Genomic DNA, 17,415 nt, shown 5'->3' on the forward strand with positions numbered 1-17,415 from the left:
TCACCATTGCGGCTCCCGGCGGTACCGGCGGTCCTCGATCGCCCGCATCCAGGTGTAGCCGCCGTCGAGCTGGCGTCGTACATCGGCTGGGTCGTCGAACGCGAAGGACCGACGCAACGCGAGCCGATCCTGGTGCGGACGGTTGCGCCCGCGGTCGCAGGTGATGGCGGCGGCGTACCCGGCCTCGCCCGTGAGGTCGCGGATCGCGCGGTGGTAGCCGCCCATCGGGTAGGCGCAGGTGCGGATCGGTCGCTGCAGCAGGTCCTCGAGGGCGGTGCGGGAGCTGCGCAGCTCCTCCGCCACCTCCGCGGCGGTGAGTGACGGCAGCCAGCGGTGGGTGCGGGTGTGCGAGCCGATGTCGAGCCCGTCGTCGGCGGCGTCGCGCACCTGCGCGGCGGTCGCCAACCGGGTCAGCTCGGTCGTCCCGTGCCGCTCGTCCCAGGGGAAGAGCCGGTCGCCGTGCAGGAAGTCGCTGACGGCGAAGAGGGTGGCGGGCAGTCCGCGCTCCTGGAGCTCGGGCCAGGCCAGCTCGAGCACGGAGGCGTAGCCGTCGTCGAAGGTGAGCGCCACGGCGCGCGGAGGGAGCCGGTCGGCCGCGAGCAGCTCCACCGCCTCGTCGAGGGGGAGGACGACGGCGTCCCAGTCGGTCAGTACGTCGAGCTGGCCGCGGAAGTCGTCGAAGGACGTCGTCAGGCCGTCGGCGGCGTCGCCGATGCGGTGCCAGCCGAGCAGGGTCAGCGTCGAGGTGCGGCAGGTCGCGCGGGTCCAGCGCGCCACCGGGGTGGCGATGGCGCCCGCCGTACGCGTCAGGGTCCTCATCGGCGCCGCCCCCGGATCGTGGGCACCGGCAGCAGCCGGTGCCGGTCGAGGCTCAGCAGCGGCACGAGGTAGGCGAGCAGCGTGGCCGAGCCGATGATGAGCAGGCCGACGTACGACACGCGTGCCCATGGCAGGAGCTGCGCGAGCCCGAGCTCGACCGCGACCATCCCCGCGACGCCGACCAGGATCGGCAGACTGCGGCGCGCCATCGTCCACCACTGCAGGCCGGCGATCCGGCGCTGGAGTGCGATCGCTGCCACGACGAGTGAGGCGGCGCCCGCCACCAGCTGGGCGACGGCCACCATCTCGACGCCGCGGTCGACCCAGACCTGGAGCAGGCCGGCGAGCAGCACCAGGTGCAGCAGCGTGAGCCAGAAGCCGTCGCGGGTGTGGCCCGCGGCGTTGAGGGCCACGATCGCGAGGCCCAGCACGCTGAGGACGATCCCGTACGCCGCGAGCCACCGCAGAGCGGGGACACCGGGCTCCCACTGGGTACCGAGCAGGGTGAGCTGGGGTGCCAGCAGGATCATGCCGACGTAGAGCGGGACGACGATCGCCAGCGTCCGCAGCATCGTCTCCCCGACCGCGCGCCCCAGCTCCGGACCGCGGATGCGGCACAGATGGGCGAAGGCGGCGCCGGCGATGACGACGCCGACGAGGAGGTAGGGCATGTATCCGAGCCGGAACGCCATCGAGTAGATGCCGAGCTGCTCGGCACCGAGCCGGTTGGCGACCATGAGGTAGTCGACGTTGAGCATCAGGAGCTGGAGCACGGCTGCCCCGGCGAGGTGGAAGCCGTAGGCGAGCAGGGCGCGGACGTCCGTGGGGACCCAGCCGGGCAGGACGGGCGGGCGCACGACCCAGCACAGCGCCATGACGAGGAACGCCTGGACGAGCTGGCCGATCACCAGCGAGATCGCGCCGGCTCCGGCATACGCCAGACCGATCGAGACGAGGGCGCCGACGACCGCGCCGACGACGTCGGGGACCACGCGGCGCTTGAACGCGAGGTCGCGGCGCAGCAGCTCCTGGCTGATCGCGGCGACGGCGTACATCGGCAGGCAGAGCATGAGGCCGCGGATGATGGTGACGCCCAGATCCCCACCGTTGAGCACCTCTGACATCCACGGGGCCGCGGCCCACGTGATCGCGGTGAGGCCGAGGGCGAGTCCGCCGGCGACCGCCAGCGCGCTGCGCGCGGCGCGCTCGGCGTCACCACGCCAGTGCACGAGGGCGGTCGCCGTGCCGAGGTCGGTGACGGCGGAGGTGACGTTGAGGACGAGTGCCCCGATGGCGATCACGCCGATCGCCGAGGGCTCGAGGAGCGCGGCGAGGACCAGCAGGACGATCGTCTGGGCGGCCTTGACGACGCCGGCGCCGATGCCCAGCCAGCCGGCTCCGCCGAGGGTCCCGGCGCGGGCGGGGATGGAGCCGCTCGGCGGGAGGGCGGTGTCGGCGATGGCACGCAGGGTCTCGCGGTAGGCCTCGAGCCGTTCGGCGTCGAGGTCGACGACCGACCGGTTGCGCAGGTGGAGCACGGCGGCGGCGACGACGAGGGCGGCCCGTTCGACGGGGCTCCAGCTGGTCCACTCGCGCCCGGCGACGCGCGCCTCGAGGGGGAGCTCGAGCAGGTCGTGACACGCGGTGGCGAGGTCGACGCGGTGGGTGGTCGCGCGCTCGAAGGCGGCCACCAGCAGCTGGTCGATGCCCTGCGGCGCGTCCGCGACTGCGTTGTCCCAGTCGGTGACGACCGGGTGGGGCGAGGCGGGCAGGACGTTGCCGGGCCACGGGTCGCCGTGGCACCAGCCCGTGGGGACACCGTCGTCGAGCCGCTCGAGCAGCGGCACGAGGCGGTGACGGGTGCGGGCGTCGAGGAGGTCGACGGCGGCGAGCCACGTGAGGGACCAGCCGGGTGCGGTCCGCCCGGTGGTGGTCTCGGCGAGGGTGCGCGCGACGGTCGGCAGCGTGGTGGCAGCGAGGCGGCGGTGGGTGCGCGGTGCGACCGCGGGCACCCACCGGGTCGCGACCCACCGCAGGCCGTCGGTCGTGCCGGCGGCGACGGTCTCGGGGACCCAGGGCGCGATGGCGGGTACGGCGGCCACGACCCGGGAGGCGCGGTCCAGGTCGGTGCCGGTGCCGAGCAGGCTCACCCGCACGGCGAGGTCGCCGCCGCGGGTGCGGTAGCGCAGGATCGTGTGGGTGCCGGTCAGGACGCCGGCCAGCTCCACCGGGCCGCCGACGGCGGCGGTGAGGTCGGTGGCGATGCGCTCCGCGACGCTGCCACCGGGTGCTCCCGACACCGACAGGCGCGGGGCACGCGCACGGCGTACGACGTCGCGGACGCCGGGGACGCTCGTACGTCGGCGCGGGTGCGGCCAGTCCTGGTGGCGCAGCTGCTCCGGACGGGCCAGGTCCGGGTCGACGAAGAGGTCGCCCTGGTCGCCGATCGTCGCGCAGACGCCGTCGGGGGCGACGCAGGACTCGAGCGCCGTGCGCTCGTCGGCGGTGAGCAGGCGGGTGTCCAGGACGAGCAGGTCGATGCTGCCGGTCTCGCGGGGGGCGTCACCGGAACGGTGCACCTCGGCGTCGGGGAACCGGGCACTGAGGGCGGCGGCGAGCGCGGGGTCGACGGCGAGCAGCACGCGGCGGGGTGCGGGCGGGAGCAGCACGGTGAACCCGACCAGGCGGTCGCCGGTACGGCCGGGGCGGGTCGGCTCGGTGAGGGTGGCCGTCACCTCTCGTCACCCCCGGTGGTCGAGGTGCTCGCCGGGGTGAGTGAGCGGACGAGGTCGGCAGCGCGCCGGCGGGTGGCCTCGACGAGCAGGAGGAGGCGCAGCAGCACCCGAGCGCGGACGCCATGGGCGGCCCGGACGCGGAGCACCGCGCGCTCCTCGCTTGCGAACGAGCGCTTGTAGGGCTCGTCGCCGCGCAGGAAGTCGGTCTCGCTGACGCCCGCCTCGCAGGCGTCGCGCAGGGCGGCCATCGTCACGACGGTGCCGACGTGGTTGAAGTCGCGGCTGAGGTCGCGGGCGAGCTGGTAGTCGCTGAAGCGGCCGGCGGTGCCGAAGCCCAGGAGCACGGCGCCGCAGCGGCCGTCGCGGTCGGCGCGGTAGACCACTGCCTCGCCGTGGCGGGCGGCGGCGGTGATCGCCTGCTCGAGGCGGTCGGCGTGCCGCATGAGGGCGCGCCGGTCGTCCCGCGCGCCGTGCAGCCTGCGGAACTCGGCCAGCGCCGCCGGCAGGTCCTGCTCGTCGACCCGGCGCCAGGTGATGCCTGCCTCGGCGGCGCGTCGCTCGAACCGGCGTACGCGCTTGCGGAAGGTGGCGGAGCGGCTGGCGAAGTAGTCATCGACGTCAGGGGCGAGCTGGCCGTAGACGGCCGTCTCCACACGGGTGAGGGACGGTGCGGGGAGTGCGTCGACCAGCCGGGAGTGCTCGACGAGGCCGTCGACCTCGAGCAGCCGTGCGCCCGGCGAGACGAACCACTCGCGCAGCGCCGCTACGACCTCGGGCACCCGGGCGGGGTCCGCGACGAGGTCCAGGTGGTCCGGGCAGAGCTTGCCGCCACCGACGCCGCGCAGGAAGGAGACGCGCGCGATGCGGCGCTCCTCCAGGGCGAGGCCGCCCACGAGCTCGTCACCGTCGAGCACGAGCACCAGGTGACGGGGCGCGCCGGCCGCGGCGTCGACCCACCACGACCGCAGGAACGGGGACGGCACCGGCGCCTCGAGGACGAACGCGTCCCAGGCTGCGGCGTACGCACCGAGGGAGCTCGCGACGCGTACCTCGAGTCCGGCGGTCGACGCCGGGGCGGGGCGGAGCTGGTCGAGGGACGTCATGAGGCGGACCTCGCAGACGGCACGGGGGAGGGCACCCAGGGTGACGCCGGCTCGGGGTGCGGCGCCGAGGCCAGGACCTGGGCGTAGGCGCGCTGGAGCTCGCGTCCCTGGATGCGGCTGCTGTGCCGGTCGGCGAGGGCGCGCGACGCGACCTGGGCGTTGGCCCAGTGCTCGGGTGAGCGCAGAGCGGTCAGCGCCTCGGCGAGCTCGGTCACCGAGCCGGCCAGGCCGGGCAGGCGGAGGCTCTGCAGGGGCGGGATCGCCCGGACCGCCAGGGGGAGTCCGAGGGCGGCTGCCTCCAGGATGCTGATCGGCGCCGCCTCCCAGGCGGCGGTGTGCAGGTAGACCTGGGCGCGGCCCATCTCGGTCAGCACTGCCTCGCGAGGGAGCCACCCCGAGACCTCGACGCCCGCCGCGCGCAGCGCGCGCTCACCCTCGGCGTCACCGCCGCCGATCCACTGCCACTGGGCGACCAGGCCCAGCTGCTGTTCGGCGTACTGCTTGACGTGGAGGAAGTAGCGCCAGTCCTTCTGCGCCGACACCCGGCCGGTCGTCAGCACCCGCAACGGCAGGGCGTGGCCGGCAACCCGGTTGACGGCGAGCACCGAACGGTTGGGCACGTAGGCGACCTGCTCGTGGCCGAGGCCGAGCGCCAGGTCGATCTCGTGCGGGGCGACGGCGACGAAGAGGTCGGTACGGCGCGCCAGCATCCGCTCGACGAGCTCGAAGGCGCGTCGCTGGCTGCCGCTGATGTCGCGGCGCTCGAAGGCGAAGCAGTGCGGGCTGTAGGCGATCTTGGTCCGGTCGAGCCCGGCGAGCCGGGCCATCACACCGGCGTACGAGGAGTGCGCGTGCACGACGTCCGGGTAGAGCTCGCGGACCCGACGGCGCAGGGCGGTGACGCCCCCGACCAGGCGCCGCGGGAGCTCTGCGGACGAGGCGAACCGCTCACGCCAACCGTCGCCGGTCTCGTGCTGCGGCCGGGCGGTGGCGATCAGGTGGTGGTCGACCTCAGGGGTCGACCCCACCATCGCCAGGAGGGAGGTGACGATCCCTCCGCCCATCGCCTCGGTGACGTGCAGGACGCGCATGTCATGCGCCCTTGTCGGGGCGGTTCGACCGCGGCTCGGGTCCGCGGAACAGCGTGCCCAGCGGGCGGCCGCCGGAGGACTGGGCGCTGCGCGCCGCCGGCTTCGCGGGCTTGCCGGCCTTGGCGGCAACCGGCTCGGGCTCCTCCTCGACCTCGGCCTCGTCCTCGACCGGTGCCTCGGCGGTGTCCTCGCTGGCGTCCGCCGCGTCGTCGACGTCCGCGGTCCCGTCGGTGTCGACGTCCGGCTCGTCCGCGGCAGGCTCGTCCTCGATGTCCACAGCAGCGTCAGTGGCGGCGGCGGTGGACGAGGACTCGTGCTCCTCGAGGCGCGCCTCGGCGTCATGGGCGAGCAGCTCCATCGCGCGGACCTGCAGGACCAGGCGCTCGGAGGTCTCGGTGAGGGTCGCGCTCAGAGTCTGCAGCGAGCTGGTCGCGAGCGAGACGACGGAGGTCGACTGGCGCAGCAGCGCGCGGGCCTCCTCGCGGATCGCCTCGGCGTCCTGGGCACCCTGCGCGACCGCCTCGGCGATGCGCTGCTCGGCGACCTCCTCGGCCTCGAGCTGCGCCGCGGCGACGGCGTCCGAGCGGATCTGCTCGGCGTCACGGTGCGCGGTCTCGGCGAGGTCGGTGATGAGCTTCTCGATCCGTTCACGCTGGGCCTCAGCCCAGGCGGCGGTCTCGCGCTGGCTCTCCTCGGCGCGGCGCTTGCTCTCCTCGTGCACCCGTTCGGCGGCGTCGCGGGCCTCGCGGACGATCTTCTCCGCCTGGGCGGATGCCGAGCTGCGGACCTTCTGGGCGACCGCGAGCAGCTCCTGGGCCTCCTGCTGCGCGCTGCGGGTCTCCTTGAGGACGTGGGCGTGGCCCGTGGCTTCGGTGACGATCTCGTCGAAGCCCTCGGGCTCGGCGGCCGCCGGGACCGAGCGGACGCTCTCCTCGAGCCGGCGCAGCAGGTTCTCGACCGGCTCGCGGTCGCTGGGGGTGGCCGGCGCGGGGGCGTCGGTCGTGGCTTCGGTCGTGGCTTCGGCCTGGGTGGTCGGAGCGTCGGTGGACTCGGGTTGCGGGGCGCCCTGCGGGCGACCGGTCGACTTCTTCATCGTGAACCTCCTGGTTCGTTCGTGCGGCAGCGGGGATTGGCCGACCCGCGACACCCGTTCTCGGTTGAACACGTCCCACTAGTGCGGTGACGTGGGGGGTTTGATCCGTGTGGAGCAGAAATCTTTTTGGTGGTGGCTCGGCGCCGGCGCGTCAGTAGGCGCCGGTGCCGCGCAGGACCGCCGGCACGGTGCGGAGCAGGATCAGCAGGTCCAGGCGCAGCGAGCAGCGCTCGACGTACTGCAGGTCCAGCTCGACGGCGCGCTCCCAGGGCAGGTCGCTGCGTCCGCTGACCTGCCACAGCCCGGTCAGGCCAGGGCGGACCACGTGGCGGCGATGCATCGCGTCGCCGTACCTGGCGACCTCGATCGGCAGTGCCGGCCGCGGACCGACCAACGACATGGAACCGGTGAGCACGTTGAACAGCTGCGGCAGCTCGTCCATCGACGTACGCCGCAGCACCCGGCCGACCCGGGTGACGCGGGGATCGGCACGGATCTTGAACAAGGGGCCCGCCGCCTCGTTCTGCTCCTGCAGGTCCGGCAGCTCGTGGGCCGCGCCCGGTCGCATGGTGCGGAACTTCCACACGACGAACTCGCGTCCGCCGCGACCGACCCGGACCTGGCGGTAGAACACCGGCCCCCGGCTGGTGCACGCGACGACCGCGGCCAGAAGCGTGAGCAGGGGGAGCAGCGCGAGGATGAGGGTGGCGGCGGCGACGAGGTCGACGACGCGCTTGGTGCGGTACTCACCGCGCGCTACAGCCGCGACGGCCTCCGAGGGAGCGGCGCGCGGCGTGGAGGTCGACGCAGGGTCGACGGCGTAGGTCGTCATGCCGGCCACCCCGGTCCCGCCCGCTCCGCGTCGGAGCGGGTCATCTCGTCGAGGCGGGCCCACGCGGTGGCCTCCTCGACCCGGAGCAGGGCCCGCATGGAGGCGGTGATGCGGTCGGCCTCGTCGAGCCGGTCATCGAGCGCCTCGAGACCCAGCCGCCGCAGGGAGGTGGCCTGCTCGAGTGCCTCGGCGATGATCGCGCGGGCCTGCTCGTTGGCGGCGGCGAGGCGGCGTACCGACAGCCGGGATGTCGTGGACCGCAAGCGTTGGGCCTCGCGGCTGATCTGGGCGAGCAGCGTCGTCAGGGTCTCGGGGTCGGCGGTGTCCGCCTCACGCAGGCGCGTGAGCAGCTCGTCGATCTCCACGTGCGGGAACCCCGGGGGCCAGCCCTCGTCTGACCCCCCGTCCGCCGGCTCGTGCTCCATCCGGTCGTCCGGGTTTGCGTCCGCCAACTCGTCTACCACCTCGGGTGCTGTCCCGCGCCCGGTTGCGCGGATACCTCACTGGTGGCGGCAGAGCGGCGTTTGATCCACGCGAGTGGTGACTTTTTTTCGGGGATCCGAGTTCCGGGCATGCCGATGCGCCCGCGCGGGGTTCTCTGACTTCTCGTTGGTCGAGCCTGTCGAGACCCGGGCGGGCGTCGGGGCGGGGTCGTTAGGTGGGTGGGTCGGTGCCGCCGGGTCCGGCGACGTACTCGACGAGGAAGTCGTGCAGATACATCTCGATGGCTGAGGTCTTTGTCGATCGAGCGAGCGTGCTCGTCGATCGAGCGAGCGTGCTTGTTGATCGAGCGGAGTCGAGATCTGGTCCTTCACCGTCTCGGACGGGTCGTCCCCACCGGTCCCGCCAGGCATAGGTGCCGTCGGTGCGGCGCTGGTACGTCCAGCCCATATGGGTCTTCAGCCGATGGTGGCTGCGACACAACGGCGCAAGATTGCCGAGGTGGGTCTGGCCCGGCGGTCCGCCCTCATCCATCGGCACGTAGGGCTCGATGTGGTCCGCGTCGCTGCGGCGAGCGGAGACGACACAGCCGGGGAACACGCAGACTTCGTCGCGCAGGATCATCGCCTCGCGCATCCACGCGGGCGGGTCGTGCTGGTCGACGGCTTGGTCGGTGTTGGTGTCGATCACCGGTCGGACGTTGATCCGTCCGGATCCGACGCCGCCGGGGCGGGTCAACCATTCGCTGAGCCGCGCGAGGGTGATGGGTCCGAGCTTCTCGATGCTCGCGCCGTGGTCGATGCCACGGCTGGTCATGATCGCGAGGTCGGCGAGGGCGCAGTGGATGTAGATGTTCGCGACTCGGGTCGTTGTGCCTGGCGACTTCGTCTTCGTGGTCCCGCCCGAACTGGTGTCGGGCAGGGTGCCGTTGAGGAAGTCCATCGCCAGTTGCGGGTCGAGCAGGGTCCCGACCGCTTTGGCGCGGCGTGCTTGGTGGTCGTCGGTGTCGCCGGCAGCTTTCAGTCCTGCGGCGATGGTGTCGAGGGTCTGGTCGAGCAGTTCGGCGTCGGGGGCGTCGAGGTTCATGTGCACCCCACGCAACAGGCCTTGGCAGGTGTCGGGGTCCAGCCAGACCCCGCGGCCGTCCTGGCGGCGCTGCTCGCGCTTGGCGAACAGCTCAGCGTCGAACCGGCGGATCGCCTCATCCACCAACTGCGGGGCGGCGTTGTTGGGCTTACGCTTCTGCGCCGCATGCACGAGCTGCGCATCCACCCACGACGCGGCCTCGAAGCTCAGTGTGCGCGTCTCCTTGGCGACGGCCCGGACCCGCCAGGCTTCGGTCTTTCCCGTCGACCATGTGCTGCCACAGACGAGGCAGCCGGTGGGCGATCTCGATCGCGTCCCCCAGCAGCTGGCGGGCGGACTGCAGTGGCATCCGTAGGTGGCCGGACAGCTCGCTGGCGGCGTACTCGCTCAGGATCGGTGCGCCCTCACCGGCCAGCGCGACCATCCGCTCGGGTTCGTGCTTGAACGCGGCGTGATCAGCGACGATCTGGTGGCCTTCGTAGAGGCCGGCCAAATGGTTGGCGATGAGCAGGTCGTCGACGTCGAGGCGGTCGCGCGTGGCGCGGTTTGAGCGCAGCGTTTCCCAGGCTTCGGCCTTGCCGAAGTTCTCCAGGTCGCCTCGATTGAGCATGGTCACAGTCTCCTAGGGCCCACCGACACTCGCCGGTCGGGAAGGTTCGTCGAGTGCCCCGAACGGAGTGAGGGGTGTATCGAGACGGCCGTGGTTGACAGAGAAAGTCCCGCTCCCGGTCTCGATACACCGGGCTCGGCTAGCGCCTCGCCCGGCACTCGACCACCAATACCAGCCCCGCGCTCGGCTAGCGCCTCGTCCGGCACTCGACCACCCCCATGACGGCGCGCACCGTGAAGGTTCGTCGAGTGCCCCGAACGAAGTGAGGGGTGTATCGAGACGGGTGTGGTTGACAGGGAAAGTCCCGGTTGTGGTCTCGATACACCGGTCTCGGCTAGCGCCTCGCCCGGCACTCGACCACCAATACCAGCCCCGCGCTCGGCTAGCCGCCCGGCACTCGACCACCAACATCGCGGCATGCACAGTCCCCGGCGGTCTTGGTTCGTCGAGTGCCCCGAACGGAGTGAGGGGTGTATCGAGACGGCCGTGGTTGACAGGGGAAGTCCCGGTCGTGGTCTCGATACACCGGTCTCGGCTAGCGCCTCGTCCGGCACTCGACCACCGACGGCGACCGGCACTCGACCACCGACGGCGACCGGCACTCGACCACCAAGGCGAGGTGGCACTCGACCACCAAGGCGAGGTGGCACTCGACCACCAAGGCGAGGCGGCCCTCGACCACCACAGGCAGCGGGCACGCGACCACCGCGGCGGGCCGTGAATTCAGTTGGTGATGGGGCGGGGGGAGGGGAAGGCGAGGACGTTGGGTCCGGCGCTGGGGGCGAGACGGGTGGCCTGGGCGTGGCCGACGGTGACGGGGGCGGCCTGGTGGCGCGTGGTGGCGGAGAAGTAGCGGAACGCGCCCCACCCGTGCGGGTCGGGGTTCTCGCTCGCGAGGGTCGTGCGGGCGCGGGCGAGTGCCTGGCGCACGGAGTGGGTCGTGAGCAGGTTGGCGTAGAACTGCACCATCAGCTGCGAGGTGGAGGCGTCCTCGACCGGCCACATCGCGGCGACGACCCCGCGGGCGCCGGCGGCGAGGCCGGCCCAGGCGAGACCGATCGGACCGTGGTCGTTGGCGGACGAGGCCCCCGCGTCGCAGGCGCTGAGCACCAGCAGCGTCCCGCGCAGGTCCGCCTGGAGGAGGTCGCGGGCGGTGACCCAGCCGTCGCTGAGGCGCAGCGCGGAGTAGAACGGGTTGCGCGAGCGGTAGACGCCGTGACAGACGACGTGCACCAGGCTGCGGCCGGTCGAGTCGTCGAGCAGCCGCTCGCGCGTCGCGGCCTCGTGGGTGAGGAGCTCTGCGGTCGGCAGCATCGCCGCCACGACCTCGGCCTCGTTCTGGATCAGCGGAGCGGCCTCGTCCGGCACCGAGAGGACCAGGGGAGGCCGCATGGCCTCGGGGACCTCGATCGCGACGCCCTGCTCCTCGGGACGCGAGGAGAAGCCGAAAGCCAGTGTCGGTTGGGCTGCGTCGGTCCAGCCCTCGTGATGCTCGAGCGCGAGGATGGCCTCGAACGGCACCTCGTGGAGGTGCCGGTGGGCCACGACCAGCCACTCCTCGCCCTCCCCGTCGCGCAGGTCCTCGAGGGGCTCGATCAGCAGGGAGCGCAGCTCGGCCAACGCCGCACGGGCCTCGGCGCCCTGGTCACTGGCAACGAACCGGTCGGCGAGCGGCCCGAGACCCCGCAACGCGCAGTGCTGCTGCCAGGCCTGCACGGCCCGACGGGACGGCTCGACCGTGTCCCGGAGGCGGCGTACGTAGACCTGACCCTCCCGGACGACGAAGGCGATGATGTCGCGCTCGAGGACGTGGTACTCCAGCAGCGGTCCCTCGGGCACCACCGGAGCCGACACTCCGGGCGGCGGGAGATGACCGATGTCGGGACTCGACGCCACCATCTGGTCGAGCTCCTCGGGGGAGATCGGCCAGGGGCCGATCGCGACGTCGGAGGTGCCGTCGTCGTCCTCAGGGCGCCATTGGGCCGCGGGGCGAGCCAGGTGGCGGACGCTGCTCGCCTTCGCTGCGCTCGCGCATGCCCACGCGTCGATCAACGACTGATGGCTGCCCTGGTCGACCAGCAGGTCGATGAGCAGGTCGCGCGTCTCCTGCAATGGGGACGAGCGCAGAACCCGAGTCTGGGCACCGCTCTCGTCGTGCTCGAGCGACCCCGCGAGCCGCTCGGCCCGGCGGAGCACCTCGATCGCCGAGGAGGTGTTGGCCTTGGACAGGTGCCGTCGTGCGCGCACGAGGCTGATCGCGAGGTGCAGCGGCGAGGAGCCGACGGCGTACGCGATCTCGGTCGCGCCCTGCAGGTGAGCGTCGGAGCCGGTCTCGTCGAGGGTCGCCAGCGTGAGGTGGGCGTCGGCGGCGCGCAGCGTCGGGGAGTCCTCCGACTCCTGCGCGAGCACCTCCCGGCACAACCGCGCGGCCTGCTGCTTGTCGCCGCGCTGCTCGGCCACACGTGCCTGCGCCAACAGCGACTCCGACAACAGGTGGCCGGCCCCGCAGCCGCGCAGCAGCCGCTCCGCCACGGACAGCGCCGACTCGGCGGCGGGCAGGTCGTGCATGGCGTACGCGACGCGGGCGCGCAGCAGCTCCGCTGCGCCGGAGCGCTGCATCATCATCAGCTGCGCGAAGGTCTGTGCGGCCTGCTGCGCGAGGACGTGGGCGTCCTCGACGAGACCCGCCTGCAGCAGCGCGGAGCTCAGCGCCAGCTCGACTCGGCGACGTCGCCGCGGGCACCGAGGAGGACCAGCTGGATCCGGGTCCGCTGCAGCAACGAGATGGCGGCACTCACCCGGCCCTGCGAGAGCAGTGCCCGGCCGAGGTGCACGAGGGTGCGGTGGGCGGGGAGCTCCAGGCGGGCGCTGTGGAAGTGCTTGTACGCCGCGAGCAGCTCCTCGACCGCGCGGTGCGCCATGTTGAGGGTGAGCAGCGTGTGGCCGCGGGCCGCGTGGGTCTGGGCGACCCCGGTCGGGTCGCCCAGCACCTGGAAGAGGTTGGCGGCGACGTCGAAGTGCCGCATCGCCGGTCGCGTCTCGCCCTTGCCGTCGAACGCCCGACCGATCGCGAGGTGGGCCTCCGCGTGCCAGGAGATGAGCTGTTGGTCGCCGTCGGGGCCCAGGTCGGCGCTGGCCATCTCCGAGAAGATCCGGCGCGCGGAGTCCACGACCATGTCGAACTCGCTCAGTGCCAGGAACGGCTCGTGCGCCGCCAGCTGCGCCAGCGTCCCGCGCTCGGGGTGACCCTCGGCGATCCACTCGCGGTGGGCGAGCCGGATCTGCGCGAGCGCGGGGAAGTGCTCACCGCGCACGGTGTGGGCCCGTGCGCGCAGCAGCGCGAGCCGACCGACGACGTCCTCGTGATGCGTGCCGGCGAGTGCCTGCTCCGCGGCGGCTGCGAGGGGGAGCGCGCCGATGGGGTCGGAGAGGGCGACGCTCTCCGCGCGCCGCAGTGCCTCGTACGGCTCGTTCCCCAGCAGCCTCATCTCACTCGCCGCGGAGGTTCACTGCGGCGCGGACGCGCTCGTCGCCGTACGTCACCCAGATCTCGTCGACGTCCACGGGCAGGCCGCGGAGCTCGAAGGTCTCGCGGGCACTCTCGCAACGGACGGCGGCGTGCAGGACGCCGTCCGCCATCGCGGCGACCTCGAGACCGCCGACGGTCATGCCGGCCACCGGGCTGTCGACCCAGCTGCGCAGCAGCAGGACGCGCCCGTCGACGTCGACGGTGCCGGCGCCCGTCGGGGACACCCGCAGCAGGAGGTCACCGATCGCGGTGTGGAAGATCAGGTGGGTGGTGTCGCGACGCCCCGCCGAGCGGAAGCCCGCCGCGTGCGGGAGCTCGGTCTCGGACGTGTCGGGGCTGGCCTCGCTCCAGCCGCCACCCGCGCCTGGGTTGGTGAAGCGCTCGAAGGCCGCGTGCAGCGACGCGCTCACCTCCGGCGGCGGCGCCTCCAGGGGCATCTGCGCGGCTGCGGCGTGGAAGGCGTGGATCCACTCCACCGTCTCGCGCAGCTCGGGGTCGAACTCGACCGCGGTCGCGACCTGCTCGGCGGTGTCCTCGGGCAACCGTCCCTCGACCCAGTCGAGCAGGGTGGCCATCGACGGCTTGCCCGGTCGGCGCGCCCCGGACATGCGGGGCATGGGGAGGTCGTTCATGACGACTGATCCTCCTCCAGCAGGTCGCGCAGCTTCTGCAGGCAACGCCCCCGTAGCGGGCCGATGCCGCCGATCGAGCGGCCGAACCGCTCGGCGATCTCGGCGTAGCTCGGCTCCGCCGGGTCGAAGTAGAGCGCGTGCAGCAGTTCGCGGCAGGTGCCGCCGAGGACGGCGAGCGCGTCGTGCAGCGCGGTGAGGCTGTCCCACTCGGCGTACGGGTCGTGGGTCGCCGGCGCCGGCTCGGGCACCTCCTCGACGCTCACCTTGCGTCGGTCGAGGTTGCGGATCCGCCAGGCCTGGCGCCGCGCCACCGTCATCAGCCAGGACGCGAGCTGCTGGTCGTCGCGCAAGCGGTGCAGCGAGTCGATGAGCGTGACGAACGTCGTCTGGGTGATGTCCGCAGCATCTTCTGGCGACACGCCGTTGCGGATGGCGACGGACCAGACCAGTCGCTCGTACCGTGTCACCAGCATCGACCAGGCTGCTGCGTCACGCTGCCGGCACCGCGCGAGCAGCTCGGCGTCGGAGGGGACGGCGGCCTGGACAGCCCTGACCGCCCCGGCGCGCTCCGGTCGCACGGGGCTGATGCTGGTCATCGGACGCCACCTGGTCGCACGCGGCGGACGGCAGGTGCAGGGTTCATGTGTGCGGCTTTCGGTTCGCAAGAGCCGGACAGGACAAGGGCAGGGCGGGGTACGCCCGGCCTGTTCAACGGAGCCGTCCGCCGGAGGTCACGGGCCGCGGTCGAAATCTTCGCACCCGATCAAAATGCGTGATCCGGCTCATATCTCAAGTTGAGTGGAACAGACTCAACTCTGCCGACGTTGCTCCCGACGAGGACCGCAACGGAAGGGCACACAGGAGGAAGACCCGATGGACGCATCGAAGCTGACGACCCGCAGCCAGGAGGCGATCGGCCTCGCGAGCCAGCTCGCGATCAAGGCCGGCAACCCGCAGATCGACCCGCTCCACCTGCTCGCCGCGCTGCTGTCGCAGACCGACGGGTTGATCCGGCCGTTGATCGAGGCCGTCGGCGTCGACCCGCAGGTCGTGGTCAGCCGGGCGGCCGAGGCCGTGGCGACCCTGCCGGCGAGCACCGGCGCCACCGTGTCGACCCCGCAACCGGCCGGTGCACTGCAGCGCGTGTTCGTCTCCGCCATCGAGTCCGCTTCGGCCATGGGCGACGAGTACGTCTCCACCGAGCACCTCCTGGTCGCCCTGGCCGAGATCGAGAGCAGCGCCCAGCGCGTGCTCACCGACGCCGGGGTCACCGGCGCCGGCCTGCGGTCGGCCTTCGGCAGCGTCCGCGGCTCGGCCCGCGTCACCACCCAGGATCCGGAGGCCACCTTCCAGTCCCTCGAGAAGTACGCCGTCGACCTGACCCAGCAGGCGCAGGAGGGCCGGCTCGACCCCGTGATCGGCCGCGACGCCGAGATCCGGCGGGTCATCCAGGTGCTGAGCCGGCGTACGAAGAACAACCCCGTCCTGATCGGTGAGCCGGGCGTGGGCAAGACCGCGGTCGTCGAGGGTCTCCCCCAACGGATCGTGGCCGGCGACGTGCCGGACTCCCTCAAGGGCCGCCGGGTGCTCAGCCTCGACCTCGCGGCCATGGTCGCGGGTGCGAAGTACCGCGGTGAGTTCGAGGAGCGGTTCAAGGCCGTGCTCGAGGAGATCAAGGCCGCCGAGGGCCAGGTCATCACCTTCATCGACGAGCTGCACACGGTCGTCGGCGCGGGCGCCGGCGGGGACTCGGCGATGGATGCCGGCAACATGCTCAAGCCGATGCTCGCGCGCGGCGAGCTGCACATGGTCGGCGCGACGACGCTCGACGAGTACCGCGAGCGCATCGAGTCCGACCCGGCCCTGGAGCGTCGCTTCCAGCAGGTCTTCGTCGGCGAGCCGAGCGTGGAGGACACCGTGCAGATCCTGCGCGGCATCCAGGAGAAGTACGAGGCACACCACGGCGTCCGGATCACCGACGCCGCCCTGGTCGCGGCCGCGACGCTGAGCGACCGCTACATCACCGGTCGCCAGCTCCCCGACAAGGCGATCGACCTCATCGACGAGGCCGCGAGCCGGCTGCGGATGGAGATCGAGTCCTCCCCCGAGGAGATCGACCAGCTCCGCCGCGCCGTCGACCGGCTGAAGATGGAGGAGTTCGCCCTGGCCAAGGAGAGTGACGAGGCCTCCGCCGAGCGTCTGGCCGCGCTGCGCGCCGACCTCGCCGACAAGGAGGAGGAGCTGCGCGGTCTCGAGGCCCGCTGGGAGCGCGAGAAGGCCTCCCTCGAGGGGGAGGGCGAGCTGCGCCGCCAGCTCGACCAGCTGCGCATCGAGGCCGAGCGGCTCCAGCGCGAGGGCGACCTCGGCCGGGCCAGCGAGATCCTCTACGGCCGCATCCCCGAGCTCGAGCAGCAGATCGAGCAGGCCACGGGGGCCGAGCACGAGCTCGACCCGCTGGTCGGCGAGGAGGTCGGCGCCGAGCAGGTGGCCGACGTGGTCGAGGCCTGGACCGGCATCCCCACCGGACGCCTGCTCGAGGGGGAGACCGCCAAGCTGTTGCGGATGGAGGAGGTCATCGGTGCCCGGCTGATCGGGCAGCGCGCCGCGGTGGCCGCGGTCAGTGACGCCGTACGCCGTTCGCGTGCCGGCATCGCCGACCCGAACCGCCCCACGGGTTCGTTCCTGTTCCTCGGTCCCACGGGTGTGGGCAAGACGGAGCTGGCCAAGGCGCTCGCGGACTTCCTCTTCGACGACGAGCGGGCGATCGTCCGCATCGACATGAGCGAGTACTCCGAGAAGCACAGCGTCTCGCGCCTGGTCGGAGCGCCCCCTGGCTACGTCGGCTACGACGAGGGCGGGCAGCTCACCGAGGCGGTGCGCCGCCGGCCGTACTCCGTCGTGCTGCTCGACGAGGTGGAGAAGGCCCACCCCGAGGTCTTCGACATCCTGCTGCAGGTCCTCGACGACGGCCGACTCACCGACGGGCAGGGCCGCACCGTCGACTTCCGCAACACGCTGCTCATCCTCACCTCGAACCTCGGCTCGACGTACCTCGTCGACCCCACGCTCGACGAGGAGACGAAGCGCGACTCGGTGATGGCGGTCGTGCGGGCGTCGTTCAAGCCGGAGTTCCTCAACCGGCTCGACGAGACCGTCATGTTCGACCCGCTGAGCATCGACGACCTCGCCCACATCGTCGACCTGCAGCTCGACGAGCTGCGCCGCCGGCTCGCCGTGCGACGGATCGAGATCGAGGTCAGCGACGCGGCACGCTCGTGGCTCGGCACCACGGGCTACGACCCGGCGTACGGCGCCCGCCCGCTGCGCCGGTTGGTCCAGACGGCCATCGGCGACGCGCTCGCCCGCAAGCTCCTCGCCGGGGAGGTCACCGATGGCGGCACCGTGCGTGTCGACGTCGGCGACGACGGCCTGGTGCTCACCTGA

Annotated in this window: 13 protein-coding genes and 1 pseudogene; 1 reads left to right on the forward strand and 13 read right to left on the reverse strand. The window is 72.5% G+C overall.

What is annotated here, in order from left to right; genetic code table 11:
- The 13 genes and pseudogenes from J2S59_RS06695 to J2S59_RS06755 form a co-directional block, all read right to left on the reverse strand.
- A complete protein-coding gene (locus tag J2S59_RS06695) occupies window positions 1–819 on the reverse strand; it encodes a polysaccharide deacetylase family protein (protein WP_068121428.1) in 819 nt (272 codons plus the stop codon).
- Window positions 816–3,554, reverse strand: coding sequence for an oligosaccharide flippase family protein (locus J2S59_RS06700; protein ID WP_306824946.1), 2,739 nt, complete (start codon window positions 3,552–3,554; stop codon window positions 816–818). The genes J2S59_RS06695 and J2S59_RS06700 overlap by 4 nt, the downstream gene beginning before the upstream one ends.
- Window positions 3,551–4,657: a GNAT family N-acetyltransferase gene (locus tag J2S59_RS06705; RefSeq protein WP_306824947.1), complete on the reverse strand. Its 1,107-nt coding sequence runs from the start codon at window positions 4,655–4,657 to the stop codon at window positions 3,551–3,553. The genes J2S59_RS06700 and J2S59_RS06705 overlap by 4 nt, the downstream gene beginning before the upstream one ends.
- Complete coding sequence (locus tag J2S59_RS06710) at window positions 4,654–5,748, reverse strand: glycosyltransferase (protein WP_068121144.1); 1,095 nt, start codon at window positions 5,746–5,748, stop codon at window positions 4,654–4,656. Before J2S59_RS06710 ends, J2S59_RS06705 begins: the two co-directional genes overlap by 4 nt.
- 1 nt (window position 5,749) lies before the next feature.
- Window positions 5,750–6,841 (reverse strand): coiled-coil domain-containing protein, encoded by a 1,092-nt coding sequence (locus tag J2S59_RS06715; protein ID WP_306824948.1) that lies wholly within the window; start codon window positions 6,839–6,841, stop codon window positions 5,750–5,752.
- Between the two features lie 151 nt (window positions 6,842–6,992).
- Window positions 6,993–7,673, reverse strand: a complete 681-nt coding sequence (locus J2S59_RS06720) for a sugar transferase (protein WP_181641552.1) — start codon at window positions 7,671–7,673, stop codon at window positions 6,993–6,995.
- Window positions 7,670–8,125, reverse strand: a complete 456-nt coding sequence (locus tag J2S59_RS06725; protein WP_181641553.1) for a hypothetical protein — start codon at window positions 8,123–8,125, stop codon at window positions 7,670–7,672. The genes J2S59_RS06720 and J2S59_RS06725 overlap by 4 nt, the downstream gene beginning before the upstream one ends.
- 202 nt (window positions 8,126–8,327) lie before the next feature.
- Window positions 8,328–9,422 (reverse strand): annotated as a pseudogene (locus J2S59_RS06730) (HNH endonuclease signature motif containing protein); the annotation flags it as partial.
- On the reverse strand, window positions 9,349–9,816 hold the full coding sequence (locus J2S59_RS06735; protein ID WP_068123444.1) for a hypothetical protein: 468 nt from the start codon (window positions 9,814–9,816) through the stop codon (window positions 9,349–9,351). The gene J2S59_RS06735 and the pseudogene J2S59_RS06730, both read right to left, overlap by 74 nt.
- A gap of 717 nt (window positions 9,817–10,533) precedes the next feature.
- Window positions 10,534–12,435 carry a CHAT domain-containing protein gene (locus J2S59_RS06740; RefSeq protein ID WP_306824949.1) on the reverse strand — a complete coding sequence of 634 codons (1,902 nt, stop codon included), beginning with the start codon at window positions 12,433–12,435 and terminating at the stop codon, window positions 10,534–10,536.
- Window positions 12,436–12,515: 80 nt separating this feature from the next.
- A complete protein-coding gene (locus J2S59_RS06745; RefSeq protein ID WP_068123871.1) occupies window positions 12,516–13,298 on the reverse strand; it encodes a tetratricopeptide repeat protein in 783 nt (260 codons plus the stop codon).
- Window position 13,299: 1 nt separating this feature from the next.
- Entirely contained in the window at window positions 13,300–13,971 is a 672-nt protein-coding gene (locus J2S59_RS06750) for a cupin domain-containing protein (protein ID WP_068123868.1), read from the reverse strand.
- Window positions 13,968–14,567, reverse strand: coding sequence for an RNA polymerase sigma factor (locus tag J2S59_RS06755; protein WP_068123866.1), 600 nt, complete (start codon window positions 14,565–14,567; stop codon window positions 13,968–13,970). The genes J2S59_RS06750 and J2S59_RS06755 overlap by 4 nt, the downstream gene beginning before the upstream one ends.
- A gap of 277 nt (window positions 14,568–14,844) precedes the next feature.
- On the opposite strand from J2S59_RS06755, the gene clpB reads away from it, so the two are divergent.
- Window positions 14,845–17,415, forward strand: a complete 2,571-nt coding sequence (gene clpB / locus J2S59_RS06760) for an ATP-dependent chaperone ClpB (protein WP_068123864.1) — start codon at window positions 14,845–14,847, stop codon at window positions 17,413–17,415.

Source organism: Nocardioides massiliensis (assembly GCF_030811215.1).
In the GTDB taxonomy this organism is placed as follows: Bacteria; Actinomycetota; Actinomycetes; order Propionibacteriales; family Nocardioidaceae; genus Nocardioides_A; species Nocardioides_A massiliensis.

Excerpts from the sequence above, each read along its gene's own strand:
- J2S59_RS06755 (WP_068123866.1), bottom strand. The coding sequence starts at position 14,567 with ATGACCAGCATCAGCCCCGTGCGACCGGAGCGCGCCGGGGCGGTCAGG.
- J2S59_RS06710 (WP_068121144.1), bottom strand. The coding sequence starts at position 5,748 with ATGCGCGTCCTGCACGTCACCGAGGCGATGGGCGGAGGGATCGTCACC.
- J2S59_RS06715 (WP_306824948.1), bottom strand. The coding sequence starts at position 6,841 with ATGAAGAAGTCGACCGGTCGCCCGCAGGGCGCCCCGCAACCCGAGTCC.
- J2S59_RS06750 (WP_068123868.1), bottom strand. The coding sequence starts at position 13,971 with ATGAACGACCTCCCCATGCCCCGCATGTCCGGGGCGCGCCGACCGGGC.
- J2S59_RS06695 (WP_068121428.1), bottom strand. The coding sequence starts at position 819 with ATGAGGACCCTGACGCGTACGGCGGGCGCCATCGCCACCCCGGTGGCG.
- clpB (WP_068123864.1), top strand. The coding sequence starts at position 14,845 with ATGGACGCATCGAAGCTGACGACCCGCAGCCAGGAGGCGATCGGCCTC.
- J2S59_RS06740 (WP_306824949.1), bottom strand. The coding sequence starts at position 12,435 with ATGATGATGCAGCGCTCCGGCGCAGCGGAGCTGCTGCGCGCCCGCGTC.
- J2S59_RS06705 (WP_306824947.1), bottom strand. The coding sequence starts at position 4,657 with ATGACGTCCCTCGACCAGCTCCGCCCCGCCCCGGCGTCGACCGCCGGA.
- J2S59_RS06720 (WP_181641552.1), bottom strand. The coding sequence starts at position 7,673 with ATGACGACCTACGCCGTCGACCCTGCGTCGACCTCCACGCCGCGCGCC.
- J2S59_RS06745 (WP_068123871.1), bottom strand. The coding sequence starts at position 13,298 with ATGAGGCTGCTGGGGAACGAGCCGTACGAGGCACTGCGGCGCGCGGAG.